The sequence below is a fragment of the Proteus sp. G2300 genome (genome assembly GCF_009915965.1).
Taxonomy (GTDB): Bacteria; Pseudomonadota; Gammaproteobacteria; order Enterobacterales; family Enterobacteriaceae; genus Proteus; species Proteus vulgaris.
This window is the reverse complement of sequence record NZ_JAABNK010000006.1, coordinates 64,795-81,656: the sequence shown is the minus strand read 5'-3', so window position 1 is coordinate 81,656 and position 16,862 is coordinate 64,795. Positions and strand designations below refer to the sequence as shown.

The window sequence follows — 16,862 nt, the reverse complement described above, 5'->3', positions numbered from 1 at the left end:
CTGATGATTATTTCCCTGTAATTATATGAAAATAATAATATTTTTTCTTTTTGAGATATTCGTTGTGAAATAATAATAATTATTATGTAAAAAAATATAGATTAGTTTTTATAACAAGGTTATTCTTTATAGGCTTTCGTTGTCAGAAAGAAAATAGATTAATCAAGTCTTGAAAATAATTACTTATCTAATAAATAGGAATATAACTACATTAGTTATTAAAGGTAAATATTTCAATTAAAAAGAGTAGGCAAATATTGTATTAAAAATGAATATCTAAACTTTGCAATGAGTTGACTGAAAATGCTAATTAAGGAGAGATAAGTGGAATCAACATTAGGAGCTGATTTAGCGCGTTTAGTTCGATTATGGCGTGCTTTAATTGATCATCGTCTCAAACCATTAAAATTAACCCAAACTCATTGGGTCACCTTGTATAACATTAGTCAATTACCGCCAGAGCAGTCACAAATTCAATTGGCTAAGGCGATAGGAATAGAGCAACCTTCGTTAGTGAGAACATTAGATCAACTGGAAGAAAAAAAACTGATATGTCGACATACATGTGCAAATGATCGTAGGGCAAAACGTATAAAATTAACAAAAGAATCTGAACCTTTTATTAGTGAAGTTTATGCTGTTATAGAGCAAACGAGACGAGAAATATTGGGTGATATTCGACGAGATGAAATTGAAACATTGATTGGCACTATCCATAAATTGGAAAAAAACATAAATAGATTAAATGACTAATAATTTAAAATTTAATATATAATCTATTTAAATAAAGATTAATTACTATTGTAATAATAATTATTATATGAATTATCATATGGTGATAATAAATAGGTAGGTTATATATTTAATCTCTCTTTAAATTCATTATTATTAGATCATGAAATAAAACAGGCAACCTAATGTTGCCTGTTTTTTATCCTCAATTAACGAGGAGATACAGTTAAATTATTTCCATTACCAATGACAGCAACACGTTGACCTTGGCTATAAACAGTATTATCTGCTTTTTGAACGATAGCGACGGTTTTACCGCTATCTAAACGAACTTCGATTTGGACACCTTTCGTTGTGTTTAATGCGCCTTGTGCTTGTTGTCCAGCCATTCCTCCCGCGATTGCGCCAGCCGCTGTTGCTAGGTTACGACCTGTACCACCCCCGATTGTGTTACCTAACATACCACCAAGAACAGCACCACCAATGGCACCTAAGATATTCTCATCGCTACCTGCTTGAATATTAACTGAACGAACTGAAACAATCGTACCATATGTAATATTTTGAGCTTGTTTTGCTTGATTTGCAGTGTAAGTGTCACCTGATAATGAGCTTGTGTTCACACAACCAGTAAGAACAGTCATTGTAAAAAGACCAATAAGTAAATGCTTAAACATAGTTACTCCTAAAGAAAACCTGAGGTAAATTGTTCAGGTTATACCAATGTTGTCTAATATCAGTTATAGACTATTTTTTGCTTATGTCGACACTGATTTTAATAATATATAGCTTACTATATAGTAAAGGCTGGTAGTAGAAACAGAAGAGCTTTCTGAAAAAAAGAATATAACATTATATGTTAAAAATTTGCATCATCTTGATTATAAGGAAAAGAACATGAGAGCAGGGCGGTACATTGGCGTGATGTCTGGCACAAGCTTAGATGGTGTTGATGTTGTATTAGCTGCAATCAACAATAAATTTGTTGCACAACAAGAAACTCATTTTCTGCCTTATCCACAACTTCTACGTCAACGCATTCTAGCTGTTTGCCAAGGACAACCGACTACTTTACATGAACTCGGCTTATTAGATGCACAACTAGGAGAACTCTATGCTCAAGCAATTAGAGAATTACTTGCAAAAGTAAAACTCAGTGCAAGCGACATTACAGCAATAGGGTGCCATGGACAAACGGTCTGGCATGAACCTGAAAGTGATATGCCATTTACTATGCAAATTGGCGACAACAACCGTGTGGCTGCATTAACAGGAATTACCACTGTCGGTGATTTCCGTCGCCGAGATATTGCATATGGTGGACAAGGTGCACCTTTAGTCCCTGCTTTTCACCTTGCGGTATTAGGACATTCTATTGAGAAGCGTATTATTTTAAATATTGGTGGAATTGCCAATATTTCATTGTTATTACCGGGTGTTGCAGTAAAAGGCTATGATACAGGTCCCGGCAATATGTTGTTAGATAGCTGGAACTGGATACATAATCAAACGCCTTATGATGATAATGGACAATGGGCAGCAACAGGAAAAGTGAATACTGCATTATTAAAAGATATGCTGTCTGATCCTTATTTTTCTCGTTCAGCGCCTAAAAGTACAGGGCGGGAATATTTCAATACACAATGGCTAAACTATCATTTAGCAAGAGTACCTAATGTTTTTCCCGAAGATGTACAAGCCACTTTAGTTGAATTAACCGCGATAAGTATTGTGCAACAGATACAATTAAATGGGGGATGCGAACGTCTTTTAGTTTGTGGCGGTGGGGCTAGAAACGGGCAAATTATGCATCGTTTAGCGTCATTACTACCGGGAACAGAAGTGGCACCGACAGATAAATATGGTTTAAGTGGTGATGATATGGAAGCCCTTGCTTTTGCTTGGCTCGCTGCGAGAACTATTGCAAATGAATCTGGAAATTTACCTTCTGTTACAGGGGCATCAAGAGAAACTGTTTTAGGGGCGATTTACCCTACAAATCCTTGTTAAGCGTGATATGCTGAACGTAGTTTCTCAAAAGAGAGAGTGAAAAATGACAGATCTTGATTTTATTGATGTTGCTGATTTACGTCGTGAATATATGAAAGGTGGATTACGACGTCATGAATTAACAGAACAGCCATTGGTATTGTTTGAAAAATGGCTAAAACAGGCTTGTGAAGCACGTTTAAGTGATCCTACAGCGATGTGTGTTGCAACTGTCGATGAAAATGGACAACCTTATCAACGTATTGTGTTATTAAAACACTTTGATGAGCATGGATTAGTCTTTTACACTAACTTAGGCAGTCGTAAGGCAACGCATTTAGAACATAATCAACGAGTTAGTTTATTATTCCCTTGGTATCCCTTAGAAAGACAAGTCTGTTTTTTAGGGAAAGCGGAAAAACTTTCGCCTATTGAAGTTCTGAAATACTTCCATAGTCGCCCTAAAGACAGTCAAATTGCGGCTTGGGCTTCTCAACAGTCTTCTCGCATCTCTGCAAGAGGTGTGTTAGAAAGCAAATTTATGGAATTAAAGCAGAAATTTCAAAATGGGGAAGTTCCATTACCGAGTTTCTGGGGGGGATACCGTGTGACCTTTGAGTCTGTTGAATTTTGGCAAGGACGGGAAAACCGTCTACACGATCGTTTTATCTACCAAAAATCACCACAAGGATGGGACATTGAGCGATTAGCGCCTTAATGATGCGCTGATAATTTTGCACTAAAAAGTCTTTTTCTACTGGTACTTAATGTAGTGGCGCTTTATGCTATACCACTTATGTTTAACTTATATTTTAAATAGACAAAAAACAATAAACCGATGGAGTCATTGATGTCTAGCAAGAACCTAATCACACAATTGCAGGAGCGTGGGCTAATCGCTCAGGTCACGGATGAGGCAGCTTTAGTAGAGCGTTTGGAGCAAGGTCCTATCGCTCTCTATTGTGGCTTCGATCCTACCGCTGATAGCCTGCATTTGGGGCATTTGGTTCCTTTGCTGTGTTTAAAACGATTCCAACTAGCCGGGCATAAGCCTGTGGCGTTGGTGGGTGGTGCAACGGGTCTGATTGGTGATCCTAGTTTTAAAGCCACCGAGCGCAAACTGAATACCCAAGATACTGTTCACGAATGGGTAGAAAAAATTCGTAAACAAGTGTCACCTTTCTTAGATTTCGACAGTGGTGAAAACAGTGCGGAATTAGCAAACAACTATGACTGGTTTGGTCAAATGGATGTGCTGACATTCCTGCGTGATATCGGTAAACACTTCTCTGTGAACCAAATGATCAACAAAGAAGCGGTTAAACAACGTTTAAACCGTGACGATGTGGGTATCTCTTTTACTGAATTCGCCTATAACCTATTACAAGCTTATGACTTTGCGTCATTAAATACGCATTTAGGTGTTGAATTACAGATCGGTGGTTCTGATCAATGGGGTAACATCACTTCAGGTATCGATTTAACCCGTCGTTTCAATCAGAAACAAGTATTTGGTATGACCGTACCTTTAATTACTAAGTCTGACGGAACTAAATTTGGTAAAACAGAAGGTGGTGCGGTTTGGTTAGATCCTAAGAAAACAAGTCCATACAAATTCTATCAGTTCTGGATCAATACCGCAGATGCTGACGTTTATCGTTTCTTAAAATTCTTTACATTCATGAGCATTGAAGAGATTAATGCGCTTGAAGAAGAAGATAAGAGTAGCGGTCAAGCACCTCGTGCGCAACGTGTATTAGCAGAACAAGTAACCCGCTTAGTTCATGGTGAAGAGGGTTTAATTGCTGCTAAACGTATTACAGAAAGCTTATTCTCTGGTGCAATTGCTGACTTAACACAAGCTGATCTTGAACAATTAGCACAAGACGGTATGCCAACAATTGAGTTAGAAAAAGGCAGTGATTTGCAACAAGCGCTGGTTAACGCAGAATTAGTTCCTTCTCGTGGTCAGGCTCGTACAATGATTGGCTCTAACGCTGTTTCGATTAACGGCGAAAAACAAGACAATCCTGAATACGTCTTTGAAGAAAAAGATTTCTTATTTGGTCATTATTCTATTTTACGTCGCGGTAAAAAACACTACTGCCTTGTTATCTGGAAATAATTGACAGTAAAAAAGGGCAGCCAGTGAGTTGCCCTTTTTCTTAATAACAATAAATAACGTATATACCTCGCCTATGATGATAAAGCTTGGGTGTTGTGTGTATTCACAATAATCGGTTTATGTCATGAAAAATATACTCTCTATTCAATCACATGTTGTATTCGGTCATGCTGGTAACAGTGCTTCTGAGTTTCCAATGCGTCGGATGGGTGTGAACGTTTGGCCTTTAAATACTGTGCAATTTTCAAACCACACACAATATCCAGAAAAATGGACGGGTTGTGTGATGTCAGCAGAACATATTACTGAAATCGTTGATGGTATTGCTGCAATCGGTAAACTCTCACAATGTGATGCGGTATTAAGTGGTTATTTAGGTTCAGCCGAACAAGGCTTACGCATTGTTGATATTGTTAAAAAAGTAAAACAAGCTAATCCTGACGCATGGTATTTTTGTGATCCTGTAATGGGGCATCCTGAAAAAGGTTGTATTGTACCGCCTGCCGTTTCCGGTGTACTGTGTGAAGAAGCATTGCCTATTAGTGATATCATTGCACCTAATTTATTAGAGCTTGAAACCTTGAGTGGTGGTAAAACACTTAATAGCGTTGATGAGTGTGTAAATGCGGCTCGTGGTTTATGTAATCAAGGTCCTAAAATTGTATTAGTAAAACATTTATCACGAGCGGGTTATCGACATGATCGTTTTGAAATGCTGTTAGTCACTGCAGAACATAGCTGGCATGTTAGTCGTCCGTTAGTCGATTTTGGTGAGCGTCAGCCTGTCGGTGTCGGTGATTTAACAAGTGGTTTAATGTTGGTGGATTTACTTAAAGGTGTTGAGTTACAAACCGCATTAGAGCATGTTGCAGCAGCGGTTTATGAAGTGATGCTAAAAACAAAAGAAATGAATGAGTACGAACTGCAACTCGTTGCTGCTCAAGATCAAATGGTACATCCAACACATCGATTCTGCGCAACACAGATAGATTAATTGCAATAAAACACATTTGATTAGAATAAGAACGGAGGCTTAATAGTTTCCGTTTTTTAGTAAGTTTTTTATATTTTGAAAATCAATAGCATAATCATTAAGCACAATACCTTTAAAGGTTACCAACTTATTAAAGAAGTCTTGTGCATGTAATGCCATTGTCTTTATAAACAGCTCTTTTTTAATAAAAGCTTTTTGGGGTTCGTTAGCGGTGATAGTAATCAGCACATTGTCATTGATAGGCTGAAATTTTATTTCAATAGGTTGGTCAGGAAAATTTGCTTTAAATTCTTTGTTTTCATTTATTTTAACTAAACCTTCGATTAGATAGCTCCATAATTGGTCAACATAATCCCACATGCCTATATCGATTACTTTGGTATTATAAATAGATAATTCTATGGCACCTTCAATATAAAAACTATCTTTTAATAAACCATTATATTCATTGATATTAATAAAATTATCTTTTATTTTTAAGTAAGTTGAAACTTGAAGCATGCAATATCCCATTATTCAGTAACGTAATTTCCTTGAGTACTTTTTAGATACAGATATGAAAGTGTATTACTTTAGATAACCACATTTATTTTCTGTGTGTTTAAAAGAAAATAGCTCAGGCAAATTGATTTTACTTGAGCTATTTTAATTTAAAAGGATCAAGGATTACTCTTTAATTAAACCTTCAGTGACGAGTGCGCTATGAACATTAGGGCGTTGTGCAATACGCTTTAGGTAATCTTGCAGATGTGTTAAATCAGTTAAATCTAAGCCGACATGCGGTGCCCATTGGCTTAATGTAAATAAATAGGCATCAACAACAGTAAAATACTCACCACATGCACATTTCTGTTTGCTCAATACATCATTAATATAAGCAAATTTACTTTTTAATTTGGTTTTAACCACGGGCACGTAGTTTTCAGGTGTATCAGGTGAAAATAGTGGGCTATAGCCTTTATGAACTTCACTTGCAAGAAAGTTTAACCATTCTATTTGGTGATAACGTTCTAACGTTTTTGGCGCTGCAATTAAATTTCTATCTGGCTTTAAATCTGCAAGGTATTGAACAATAGCAACACCTTCAGTCAGAATATCACCATTATCTAACTGAAGAACAGGGACCTGTCCTTTAGGGTTGATGGTTAGAAAATCTTTACCTGACTCTGTTTTTTTTGCACGTAAATCGATGCGCTCAATAGAGAAATCTAGGCCCGTTTCACGTAAAACGATATGAGGGGAAAGTGAGCAACTACCCGGCGCGTAGTACAATTTCATATTGAATAGCTCCCTATCAATGAGTGGTGATAATGACTTACGGATATCAATAAATATCTTCATTAAAATAAGATAATAAGGTGTTCTAAGAAATTAGCAAACTCAAATGATGCGAATGGAAAAGGCTTTTGTAAATCTGTGAACAAGGCTGATAATTGATGAAATTATCAGAAAATAATTTTTCTTTATATTAAGTCTATATAAGCTTATTTAATTATCATTCTTCAAATGATGGTAGAAAAGAAATATCAAGGTAATAAATCTTGGGGTTTCTTTTGTCTACATAGACTGTAATCAGCTCTTTATTAATATAAGGCGTGGGATCAAAAAAGAGATAGCCACTTTTATAACGAATTAAACGATTGTTTAATGTATCATGGTAATCTGCAATGATTTGATAAGGAGAACGGTGATTAATACGAATATTATTATTAATAATAATCTCAGATATTTTCACATTAATGGGCATACCATCACGTATCAATCGTTGATCTCTATTGGCTCTTCTTCGCATAAAATACAAAGGGATAAGACCTATTGTGGCAAATATCAGTCCAAAAACACCTAATATAGTGCCTGCGCCATATAAGCCTAAAAAGTTGTTAATTGTTGCCTTTTGAGGATCATCAGGAAGATAAATAATACTAATGTTTTCACCAAGATGAAAACGTGATGGATTACTTCCTTCTAGTGAACGAAAGATGATTTCTCTATTATCCTTAGTAGTAAATTGAATAATAGGATGATAAATGCTTCTATCATTGGAAGATTTATTAATACTTAGCTCAATAACAACGCCCGTTGTTTCTATCCCATTTCTTACTAAATGTAATTCTGATTTAATAACAAATAAAGCGACGACAAAAATAACCACGCCAATAATGGCAAAAAGATAAAATAGGAATTTAAATTTCTTCATACATTAAATCCTTTTATTAATATGTGATTATTGTATCTGTAATGAGAAAGAAGATTATAGGAATTAACTAAAAAACAAAAGTTAAATTTATCTAAAAAGTAATTGATCTAAATATAAAATTCAAAAAGAGTGAAAACAAGATGAAATGTGGGTATTCATCAATAAAAGAGCAAAATAATTAAATATAGAAAAAGCTTAAAAAAGATCTAACAAGGAGGATGAAATGAATATACGCAGGAATGTTATTCTCATAAAAAAGCCAGCCTTAATGATTTTAGGCTGGCTTTTATTATTTAAACGATAGAATTATTTTAGTTCTAATTCATTCATTGCTGCGATGCTAAAGCCACCATCAACGTGGACGATTTCACCCGTAATACCGCCTGATAAGTCAGAGCATAAGAATGCTGCAGTATTACCTACATCTTCGGTTGTTACAGTGCGACGCAGAGGGGTTACTGATTCGCAATGGCTTAACATTTTACGGAAGTCTTTGATACCAGATGCCGCTAATGTACGGATTGGACCAGCAGAGATACCGTTAACACGAATACCTTCAGGCCCCATGGCGTTTGCCATGTAACGTACGTTAGCTTCTAAAGACGCTTTCGCCAGACCCATAACGTTATAGTTAGGAATTGCACGTTCAGCGCCTAAATAAGTCAGAGTTAACAGTGCAGAGTTTGGATTTAGCATTTCACGGCTTGCTTTTGCCATCGCAACAAAGCTATATGCACTAATATCGTGAGCAATTTTAAAACCTTCACGAGTTACAGCATTAACATAGTCGCCATCTAATTGGTCAGCAGGAGCAAAACCGATAGAGTGAACAAAACCATCGTATTTCGGCCAAACTTTTGCAAGTTCTGCATACATGGTATCGATGCTTTCGTCTTTTGACACATCACACTCTAATACAATATTGGAGTCTAATGATGCTGCAAATTCTTCAACGCGTGGTTTCAGTTTTTCATTTTGGTAAGTAAATGCAAGTTCTGCACCTTGGTCACGCATAGCTTTGGCAATACCATAAGCAATTGATAATTTACTAGCAACACCAGTAATAAGAATGCGTTTGCCGGTCATAAAGCCCATAGCTGTATCCTTGTTTTTTCGTAAATCGCGATAATAACATCATTCACAGTTTTATTTATCTGTTAGGTTATCACGCTTATTGTTAATAAACGTGGCTGATTCTACCACGACATTTGTAAATTTGTTTAATTTCCCTAGCACCTCCGAGGAGTTAAGGGAAAGGGCGAAATAATGTTCAATTAATATTAGGATTATATTGTTTATACTTAAGTCAAATCTTGACGCCAAGCTTCGGCTGTTAAGGCTTCACCAAAATGACTTGCAACCAATCTTCGCGTGACTTCATGCAAAGGTGATGCGAGGACTTCTGCTGTGTTACCACGTTCAACGACTTCACCATTATCCATCACAATAACTTTATCGCTAATATGTTTAGTCATACCTAAATTTTGTGTTACATAAATATAGGCAATATCATGTGTCTCTTGCAGTTCTAACATTAAGTTTATAATTTGTGAGCGCAAAGACATATCTAGTGATGCTATTGCTTCATCTGCAATAATCACTTGAGGTTGTAAAATTAATGCTCTTGCAAGCGCAATTCGTTGACGCTGACCGGATGCAAACATATGGGGATAATAGTTTGCATGTTCAGGTAAAAGCCCCACTTGTCGTAATGTTTGATAAATGCGTTTTTCACGTTCAATTGCACTTAAGTTGGTATTCAGTCGTAAAGGGATATCTAATGTTTGACCTATACGTTGCCGAGGATTTAATGAATTAGTGGGATCTTGAAATATCATTCTAATTCGTTGACTACGATAAGGATAATCACCAAAATGCAGTTGATGGCCATTAATAAAAATATCCCCGCCTGTAGGTTCTGTCACACCCGACAACATTCTTGCTAATGTAGATTTTCCTGAACCATTCGCACCAATAATGGCTAAAGTTTGTTTGGGTTCAAGTGTAAAACTAACAGGTTTTACGGCTTCTAATTGCTGTCGTCGAAACAATCCCGTGCGATAGCGAAATGTTTTTGAAAGATTTTTTACCTCAAGTAGTTTATCGAACATCTGTTGGCTCCACATTTAACGGGAAATGACAAGCCACGGCATGGTTTTTAAATAAACGTAACCGAGGTGCTTCAATGCATTGGCGCTGTGCATATGGGCAACGAGGGCCTAAACGACAACCTACAGGCAGATGTTCAAGCGAAGGTATTGCTCCAGGTAATGTATTTAAACGGCTCTTATGTGCCAATGAATTGGTAAAATCGGGAATAGAGCGTATCAATGCTTGAGTATAAGGGTGATAAGGTGTCACTAATAGCTCATCAGGAGAGGCTGTTTCAACAGTTTGACCACAATACATAACTGTAATTTTGTTCGCTAATTTACTCATCCATTGCAAATCATGACTAATCAAAAGAATAGTCATATTATTATTTTGATTGAGTCGAGTGAGTAAACGAAAGATTTGTGTTTGTGTTGCGGGTTCCATTGCGTTAGTGGGTTCATCGGCAATCAGCAATCGAGGCTGATTTGCAATGGCAATAGCAATCATTACTTTTTGGCATTCACCTTCTGTCAATTCATAAGGGTAACTGCGCATAATATCTTTGTGATCTTTAATACCCACACGATGCAATAGTTCAATTGCACGACGTTTTCGCCAATGAAAGCGTTGCCACCAATGCCCCTTAAATGTCCAACCAGGAATGGCTTGTATTAGTTGTTGTTCAATCTTCGTCGCCGGATCAAGACAGGATTGTGGCTCTTGGAAAATCATTGAAATATTATGACCGATGACACGGCGTCGAGCTCTTGGCGATAATTTAAGTAAATCAATATCATCAAAGCGGAAGCGGTCTGCTGTTACACTGATATTATCCTTCGTAACACCGCAAATAGCTTTCGCAATTAAGCTTTTACCCGATCCAGACTCGCCAACAAGCCCTCTGACTTCACTTTCATTTAAGGTAATAGAAACACGGTCTACGGCTTTTACTGGGCCATCAGGCGTCATAAATTCAATGGTTAAATTGCGTATATCTAATAAAGGCATTATTCAACTCCCTCATTTATTGCACGCTGTAAACCATCACCTAAAAGGTTCACCAGTAAAACGCTTATCATAATAGTGGCGCCTGGAATTAAGACTGTCCAAGGCGCGACATAAATTAACTCTAATGAATCACCTAACATTGCGCCCCATTCAGGAGAAGGGAGCTGAGCACCTAAATTGAGGAAGCCTAATGCGGTAATATCAAGAATAGCAATCGAGAAAGCACGTGTTAATTCAGAAACCAATACAGGCGTAATATTAGGTAGTACGGTATACCATAAAATTGAAATATTTGATGCACCATCAAGGCGAGATGCAATGACATATTCTTTATTTAATTCATCATTAACCGCAGAATAAATCATTCTAACTAAGCGCGGCAACAATGCTAACCAAATTGCTATCATGGCATGACCAAGGCTTGTTCCCACAAAAGCGACAACAATAATAGCCAGAAGTAGTGATGGAATCGATAATAATGTATCTAATATATGATTGAGAATGGCTGATTTTAAACCATGGGTCATTCCCGCAAAACAGCCGATGATTAATCCCATTAACGTTGCAGCAAAGGTGACAATAAATGCACCGCCAAAGGTCATACTTGTCCCAATTAAAATTCGACTAAAAACATCTCGGCCTAAGTCGTCTGTACCAAAAAAATAAGAAACGTTCCCATTTTGATACCAAGATGGTGGTGTTAATTGATGACCAAAAAACTGTTGGTCAAGAGCATAAGGCGCAATATAAGGGCCTACGATACTTAATATTAAGAGAAAAAGAACACCATAAAACCCTACCATTGAGATAACATCTTTAGAAAAACACTGCCAAATCACAGCCGCGGGTGTCGGTGTTTTTTTCTCTTTATAAAATTGGCTATCTAAAGGCATATCCCACCTTGTGTTTCATTGGGTTACTCATTGCGCCTACAATATCTGATAAGACGTTGACAATAATAACCATTGAACCCACTAACATTACACCTGCAGAAATAGCAGAGTAGTCTTGTTGGCGGATTGCAGTGACTAACCAGCGACCGAGTCCCGGCCAGTTAAATACGATTTCTGTCACCATGGTCAGTGTAAGCATGGTGGAGAATTGTAAGCCTAATTTAGGGATGATGGGGGGTAAAGCATTATGAAGAATATGACGACGAATAATTGTAAAACGTGAGAGGCCTCGAGTTGCGGCTGCCTTTACGTAGTTTTCTGACATAATTTCTTCCGTACTATTGCGCATTAATCGAATAACTTCGGTTGTGGGGGCAATAGCAAGTGTTGTTACAGGTAAAATCAGATGGTGTAATACATTCATTATCATTTGTTGGCGATAAGGTGAATCAGATAGCCAAGCATCAACTAATGCAATACCCGTAATAGGCTGCAAGTTATAAAGTAAATCAATACGACCTGAAACAGGAAGCCAACCTAATTTTAACGAGAAGAAAAGTGTTAATAATAACGCAAGTCCAAACACTGGCACAGAAAAGCCTAATAGAGCAAAGTTGCTGATAATAATATCAGCGGATTTATTACGCCAAACACCCGCAATAATCCCCGCGGGAATGCCCACTATTAGAGCGAAAAGAAAAGCTAATGTGCAAAGTTCCATTGTGGCCGGCAGAGCTTCGATTAATTGCGTTTTAATAGGTTCTCCATTAATAGAGGAAATGCCAAAATCGAAATGGATCATATTGTGGGCATAAAAAAAGTAGGCATCGGTTAGTGATGCCCCACTTAATGGGCCATTTGGTGTGTAATAGCTCAAGCTAAAACTCACTAGTGACAAAAAGAACAGTGTCACAAGTAATAAAAGTAATCGACGTATTGAATAAATAATCATAGATTATTTGATAGCCTCTTTCTTGTGATTGTGTTCTTCCACTTCTGTTTCTCGATAAACACCAGCAAAAGACGCATTACCGAAGGTACTTAATACTAGCCCTTTAATATCATAGCGATATGCTTGCATACGTAAAGAGTTAGCTAGAGGCAGTACGGGTAATTCTTGAGCAAGAATATTTTGTGCTTCATGATAATAGTCCATTCTTGAAGCAAGCTGTTGACTATAAAGCGCCTTTTTCAATATTTCATCAAAGTTAGGTAAGCACCAATGGCTCAAGTTAGTTTGAGAGCCGATTGCCGCACAACTAAAGAGTGGACGGAAAAAACTATCAGGATCATTACTGTCTGTTGACCAGCCTGATAGTGTCATATCATGAGTCCGATCCATCAGACTTTTTTCTTGGTATCGCCCCTCAATTGGACGAATGTTCATTTGAATACCCACTTGGGCTAAGTCTGCTTGAATGAGCTCGGCCATTTTCAATGGGCTAGGGTTGTAAGATTGCGATGCGCTAGGGACCCAAAGATTTAAATTAAGGCCATCAAGTCCAAGCTCTTTTAGAATTTGTTTTGATTTTTCAGGATTGTATTCTGTAATTTTTGCACGATTATCATAGGCCCAAGATGCGCGAGGAAGTACTGACGCCGCTGTTTCAGCAGTACCGTAATAAATCGATTCCATCAAACGTTCATTGTTTATGGCATACGCGATGGCTTGGCGCACTTTAAGGTCATTTAAGGGAGGTTTGCTCGTATTAAAGGCTAAATAAGCGATATTCATACCTGAACGAAGCGTTAGTCTTAGCCGAGGGTCATCACGTAAAACTTTTAATTGGCTCGCTGCAGGGTAGGCCAAAACATCACATTCACCCGTTAATAATTTAGATATACGGCCCGTACCTCCGGCACCCATATCAATAACAACTTGTTGCATTTTAGGCTGGCCTTTCCAATAATTTTCATTTCTAAATAAGCGAACAAATTGGCCTGGTTGATATTCATCAAGGTAGAAAGGCCCTGTGCCTACAGGTTTCCAATCAAGCTGTGTCTGATTACCTGATTTCTCTAAGTTTTGTGCATATTCAGCGGAAAGAACAGGGGCGTAATGTGTTGCTAAATGCCATAGAAAAGAGGCGTCAGGCTCTTTTAAGCTAAATTCTACCGTATATTGGCCCAGTTTTTTAATTGATTGGATATTGTCAGCAAAACTTAAGCTATCAAAATAAGGATATTTCCCTCCATTAATTTGATTGTAAGGATTTTTCGGGTTGATCATCCGTTCAAAACTAAAAATCACATCATCTGCTGTAAGTTTTCGCGTAGGTGTAAACCAAGATGTTTGCTGGAAAGAGACATTTTTACGTAAATAAAAGCGATATGTTGCACCATTATCTAGCGATTCCCATCGTGCAGCTATTTCTGGGATAAGCCGATAAGTGTAAGGATCAACATCTAAAAGACGATCATAAAGTTGTGCAGCAAGGGGATCGATAATTAATCCACTGCTTGATAATTGCGGATTAAAAGTATTTACACTGCCATCAACACAATAAACAAAGCCATTTTGATTAATTGGAGTTGGCTCAAGTATTTTAGATAGCGCTTGTGTTTGTGGCGCTACATTTGCGATACAAGTTACACTTGTTAAGCTCAGTAGCAAAGTACTAATAAGTAAAATAAGGCGCATAATAATGTCTTTTAGAGAAACGATTTTGCTATTGTAACTTAAAAAACTTTCTATCCCCAAATAGTCAAAAAGCAAAGTGAGAAAAATTCTCAATAAAAAGCTTTACAAATGCTAATGATAAAGATTATCATCCGTATTGTCCTTCAGCGGTAAGAGGTTTTCCGCAGAGGGCACGACATTGCTCACATTGCTTCCAGTATTTTTTACTAGCCAGCTCGGGTGCTGGCTTTTTTTTTATTTCTTCTCCAAAGCCATCACTCGATAACTCAAAAATTATTCATCATCATAAAGTTATGTTGTAATCTGATGTTTTTTAATTAGTCCTCTAAATTGATCGTAACTTAACTTCAGTTTTTCAGCAGCCTCTTTTTGATTATACAAACTCTCTTTTAATGCATTATTGACTAATATTTTTTCTATTTCATTTTGCCATTGTCGTAAATCGAGAGGTAAATCGGGTGGTGAAAAAGAAGAAATCTTTTTTTCTAGAGATGATTTTTTTGATATTGATGTTTGCAGGCCCGCAAAAGGATTAATAATAATATTATCTAACGAACTATCGCTAGTCCCGTGGCGATAGACTGAACGTTCTACAACATTTTTTAGCTCACGGATATTACCCGGCCATGAATAGCTTAAAAGAATTTGGCGTGCATTATCACTAAATCCGGGGAAAAAAGGCAGTCCTAATTCTTGGCACATCGAAATCGCAAAGTTCTCAGCAAGTAACATAATATCTGCACGACGTTCTCTTAATGAGGGCAATCTAATGACATCAAAAGCTAATCTATCTAGCAAATCAGCACGAAATTTACCTTCTTCAGCCATTGCAGGCAAATCTGCGTTTGTAGCACAGATAAGTCTGACATCAACATGCAGGGATTGACTGCCACCAACACGTTCTAAATGACCATACTCAATAACACGCAGTAATTTTTCTTGTACAAGCATTGGTGCTGTTGCCAGCTCATCAAGAAAAAGAGAGCCTCCATCCGCTCGTTCAAAACGCCCTTGATGACGATTTTTAGCACCTGTAAAAGCTCCCGCTTCATGACCAAAAAGTTCAGAATCAAGTAGGTTATCATTAAGCGCGGAGCAGTTGATGGAAATAAAAGGGCCTTGCCACCAAGGTGCAAGGTAATGTAATCGATGCGCAATAAGCTCTTTCCCAGTCCCTCGCTCGCCAATAATTAGCACGGGTTTTTTTAATTGGGCAAGTGCTGAAGTTTGTTCTAAGACATCAATAAATTGATTATCAACACCAATTATTGTTTCTAAATTCTCATTCATTGGTCAAATTCACCATATTGAGGTATTTTTTACCATTTTATCAGATGGGCGAAAAATGAGTGAATAAAATAAAAATGTTTATTATTAATAAGTTATGTAAATAATCAAAGTTGGCACAAAAGTTGTATTAACTAAAGTAAGCCAGGCGTTATGACTGATGACGCCATTAATATTTAACGTTACTAATTAGCATAGCTATTAAGGATAACATCATGGGTATATTTTCACGTTTTGCTGACATTATTAATGCCAACATTGCTTCTTTATTAGATAAAGCGGAAGATCCTGAAAAAATGATCCGTTTAATGATCCAAGAAATGGAAGATATGTTAGTTGAGATCCGTACAACGTCTGCACGCACTTTAGCGGAAAAGAAAGGATTGGAGCGTCGTATCGAACAAGCGGAAAAACAGATTAAAGATTGGCAAGATAAAGCTGAGTTAGCGCTGATTAAAGACAAAGAAGATTTAGCGCGTGCGGCATTAATTGAAAAACAACGTGTTGCTTCAGTCAATGATACGTTAAAACATGAGTTGATCATCATTGATGAAACCTTGACTCGTTTGAAAGGTGAAATCAGTGAATTAGAAAATAAATTGACAGAAACTCGCGCTAAACAACAATCTTTAGTTGTTCGTCATCAAGCGGCAAATTCATCTCGTCAAGTTCGTCGCCAATTAGACAGCGGTAAAATGGATGCAGCAATGGCACGCTTTGAACAATTTGAACGCCGTATTGATCATATGGAAGGTGAAGCGCAAAGCTACGGGTTAGGTAAAGAGAAATCATTAGACCAACAGTTTGCTGAATTGAAAGCGGATGATGAAATTAGCGCGCAATTAGCTGCATTAAAAGCTAAAATCAATATCAATAAAGAGTAACAGCAAGCGTAATAACCA

General features: G+C 37.2%; 17 protein-coding genes. 6 read left to right on the top strand and 11 right to left on the bottom strand.

All coding sequences use genetic code 11. The features are described 5' to 3' along the window. Positions 1–324: 324 nt before the first annotated feature. Positions 325–753 carry a transcriptional regulator SlyA gene (gene slyA, locus GWI97_RS04680; protein WP_036937243.1) on the top strand — a complete coding sequence of 143 codons (429 nt, stop codon included), beginning with the start codon at positions 325–327 and terminating at the stop codon, positions 751–753. A 188-nt stretch (positions 754–941) separates the two neighbouring features. On the opposite strand, the gene GWI97_RS04675 is transcribed toward slyA, so the two are convergent. Next, positions 942–1,409, bottom strand: a complete 468-nt coding sequence (locus tag GWI97_RS04675) for a glycine zipper 2TM domain-containing protein (RefSeq protein WP_036937241.1) — start codon at positions 1,407–1,409, stop codon at positions 942–944. Positions 1,410–1,629: 220 nt separating this feature from the next. Between GWI97_RS04675 and anmK the strand changes: the two genes are divergently transcribed. From anmK to pdxY, 4 genes are all read left to right on the top strand, one after another. Further along, complete coding sequence (gene anmK, locus GWI97_RS04670; protein WP_036937239.1) at positions 1,630–2,742, top strand: anhydro-N-acetylmuramic acid kinase; 1,113 nt, start codon at positions 1,630–1,632, stop codon at positions 2,740–2,742. Positions 2,743–2,785: 43 nt separating this feature from the next. Next, positions 2,786–3,439 carry a pyridoxamine 5'-phosphate oxidase gene (gene pdxH / locus GWI97_RS04665; RefSeq protein WP_036937237.1) on the top strand — a complete coding sequence of 218 codons (654 nt, stop codon included), beginning with the start codon at positions 2,786–2,788 and terminating at the stop codon, positions 3,437–3,439. Positions 3,440–3,571: 132 nt separating this feature from the next. Next, the gene (gene tyrS / locus GWI97_RS04660) at positions 3,572–4,846 is read left to right on the top strand and encodes a tyrosine--tRNA ligase (RefSeq protein WP_036937235.1); all 1,275 of its coding nucleotides are present in this window, start codon (positions 3,572–3,574) and stop codon (positions 4,844–4,846) included. 124 nt (positions 4,847–4,970) lie between these two features. After that, positions 4,971–5,840 (top strand): pyridoxal kinase PdxY, encoded by an 870-nt coding sequence (gene pdxY, locus GWI97_RS04655; protein ID WP_036937232.1) that lies wholly within the window; start codon positions 4,971–4,973, stop codon positions 5,838–5,840. 39 nt (positions 5,841–5,879) lie between these two features. Here pdxY and GWI97_RS04650 read toward each other — a convergent pair whose 3' ends face one another. From GWI97_RS04650 to pspF, 10 genes are all read right to left on the bottom strand, one after another. Further along, on the bottom strand, positions 5,880–6,341 hold the full coding sequence (locus tag GWI97_RS04650) for a hypothetical protein (RefSeq protein ID WP_036937229.1): 462 nt from the start codon (positions 6,339–6,341) through the stop codon (positions 5,880–5,882). Positions 6,342–6,506: 165 nt separating this feature from the next. Beyond that, entirely contained in the window at positions 6,507–7,118 is a 612-nt protein-coding gene (gene gstA, locus GWI97_RS04645; RefSeq protein WP_036937227.1) for a glutathione transferase GstA, read from the bottom strand. Between the two features lie 217 nt (positions 7,119–7,335). Then, positions 7,336–8,037, bottom strand: a complete 702-nt coding sequence (locus tag GWI97_RS04640) for a DUF3592 domain-containing protein (protein ID WP_036937225.1) — start codon at positions 8,035–8,037, stop codon at positions 7,336–7,338. Between the two features lie 306 nt (positions 8,038–8,343). Beyond that, a complete protein-coding gene (gene fabI, locus GWI97_RS04635) occupies positions 8,344–9,132 on the bottom strand; it encodes an enoyl-ACP reductase FabI (RefSeq protein WP_006537026.1) in 789 nt (262 codons plus the stop codon). 206 nt (positions 9,133–9,338) lie between these two features. Beyond that, the gene (gene sapF, locus GWI97_RS04630; RefSeq protein ID WP_036937222.1) at positions 9,339–10,148 is read right to left on the bottom strand and encodes a putrescine export ABC transporter ATP-binding protein SapF; all 810 of its coding nucleotides are present in this window, start codon (positions 10,146–10,148) and stop codon (positions 9,339–9,341) included. Beyond that, complete coding sequence (gene sapD, locus GWI97_RS04625; RefSeq protein WP_036937220.1) at positions 10,138–11,139, bottom strand: putrescine export ABC transporter ATP-binding protein SapD; 1,002 nt, start codon at positions 11,137–11,139, stop codon at positions 10,138–10,140. The genes sapF and sapD overlap by 11 nt, the downstream gene beginning before the upstream one ends. Next, positions 11,139–12,032 (bottom strand): putrescine export ABC transporter permease SapC, encoded by an 894-nt coding sequence (gene sapC, locus GWI97_RS04620; protein WP_036937218.1) that lies wholly within the window; start codon positions 12,030–12,032, stop codon positions 11,139–11,141. The genes sapD and sapC overlap by 1 nt, the downstream gene beginning before the upstream one ends. Then, complete coding sequence (sapB, locus tag GWI97_RS04615) at positions 12,019–12,984, bottom strand: putrescine export ABC transporter permease SapB (RefSeq protein ID WP_036937216.1); 966 nt, start codon at positions 12,982–12,984, stop codon at positions 12,019–12,021. Before sapB ends, sapC begins: the two co-directional genes overlap by 14 nt. A gap of 3 nt (positions 12,985–12,987) precedes the next feature. Further along, positions 12,988–14,673 (bottom strand): ABC transporter substrate-binding protein SapA, encoded by a 1,686-nt coding sequence (gene sapA / locus GWI97_RS04610; RefSeq protein ID WP_036937214.1) that lies wholly within the window; start codon positions 14,671–14,673, stop codon positions 12,988–12,990. 291 nt (positions 14,674–14,964) lie between these two features. Next, entirely contained in the window at positions 14,965–15,963 is a 999-nt protein-coding gene (gene pspF / locus GWI97_RS04605) for a phage shock protein operon transcriptional activator (protein WP_103004762.1), read from the bottom strand. Positions 15,964–16,175: 212 nt separating this feature from the next. On the opposite strand from pspF, the gene pspA reads away from it, so the two are divergent. Then, complete coding sequence (gene pspA / locus GWI97_RS04600; protein ID WP_072067962.1) at positions 16,176–16,844, top strand: phage shock protein PspA; 669 nt, start codon at positions 16,176–16,178, stop codon at positions 16,842–16,844. Positions 16,845–16,862 lie beyond the last annotated feature (18 nt).

What these genes read in the sequence shown, in the direction of transcription:
- anmK (WP_036937239.1), top strand. Translation starts at nt 1,630, where the DNA reads ATGAGAGCAGGGCGGTACATTGGCGTGATGTCTGGCACAAGCTTAGAT.
- GWI97_RS04675 (WP_036937241.1), bottom strand. Translation starts at nt 1,409, where the DNA reads ATGTTTAAGCATTTACTTATTGGTCTTTTTACAATGACTGTTCTTACT.
- pspF (WP_103004762.1), bottom strand. Translation starts at nt 15,963, where the DNA reads ATGAATGAGAATTTAGAAACAATAATTGGTGTTGATAATCAATTTATT.
- sapC (WP_036937218.1), bottom strand. Translation starts at nt 12,032, where the DNA reads ATGCCTTTAGATAGCCAATTTTATAAAGAGAAAAAAACACCGACACCC.
- sapD (WP_036937220.1), bottom strand. Translation starts at nt 11,139, where the DNA reads ATGCCTTTATTAGATATACGCAATTTAACCATTGAATTTATGACGCCT.
- sapA (WP_036937214.1), bottom strand. Translation starts at nt 14,673, where the DNA reads ATGCGCCTTATTTTACTTATTAGTACTTTGCTACTGAGCTTAACAAGT.
- tyrS (WP_036937235.1), top strand. Translation starts at nt 3,572, where the DNA reads ATGTCTAGCAAGAACCTAATCACACAATTGCAGGAGCGTGGGCTAATC.
- pspA (WP_072067962.1), top strand. Translation starts at nt 16,176, where the DNA reads ATGGGTATATTTTCACGTTTTGCTGACATTATTAATGCCAACATTGCT.
- pdxH (WP_036937237.1), top strand. Translation starts at nt 2,786, where the DNA reads ATGACAGATCTTGATTTTATTGATGTTGCTGATTTACGTCGTGAATAT.
- gstA (WP_036937227.1), bottom strand. Translation starts at nt 7,118, where the DNA reads ATGAAATTGTACTACGCGCCGGGTAGTTGCTCACTTTCCCCTCATATC.
- sapF (WP_036937222.1), bottom strand. Translation starts at nt 10,148, where the DNA reads ATGTTCGATAAACTACTTGAGGTAAAAAATCTTTCAAAAACATTTCGC.
- fabI (WP_006537026.1), bottom strand. Translation starts at nt 9,132, where the DNA reads ATGGGCTTTATGACCGGCAAACGCATTCTTATTACTGGTGTTGCTAGT.
- GWI97_RS04650 (WP_036937229.1), bottom strand. Translation starts at nt 6,341, where the DNA reads ATGCTTCAAGTTTCAACTTACTTAAAAATAAAAGATAATTTTATTAAT.
- sapB (WP_036937216.1), bottom strand. Translation starts at nt 12,984, where the DNA reads ATGATTATTTATTCAATACGTCGATTACTTTTATTACTTGTGACACTG.
- pdxY (WP_036937232.1), top strand. Translation starts at nt 4,971, where the DNA reads ATGAAAAATATACTCTCTATTCAATCACATGTTGTATTCGGTCATGCT.
- GWI97_RS04640 (WP_036937225.1), bottom strand. Translation starts at nt 8,037, where the DNA reads ATGAAGAAATTTAAATTCCTATTTTATCTTTTTGCCATTATTGGCGTG.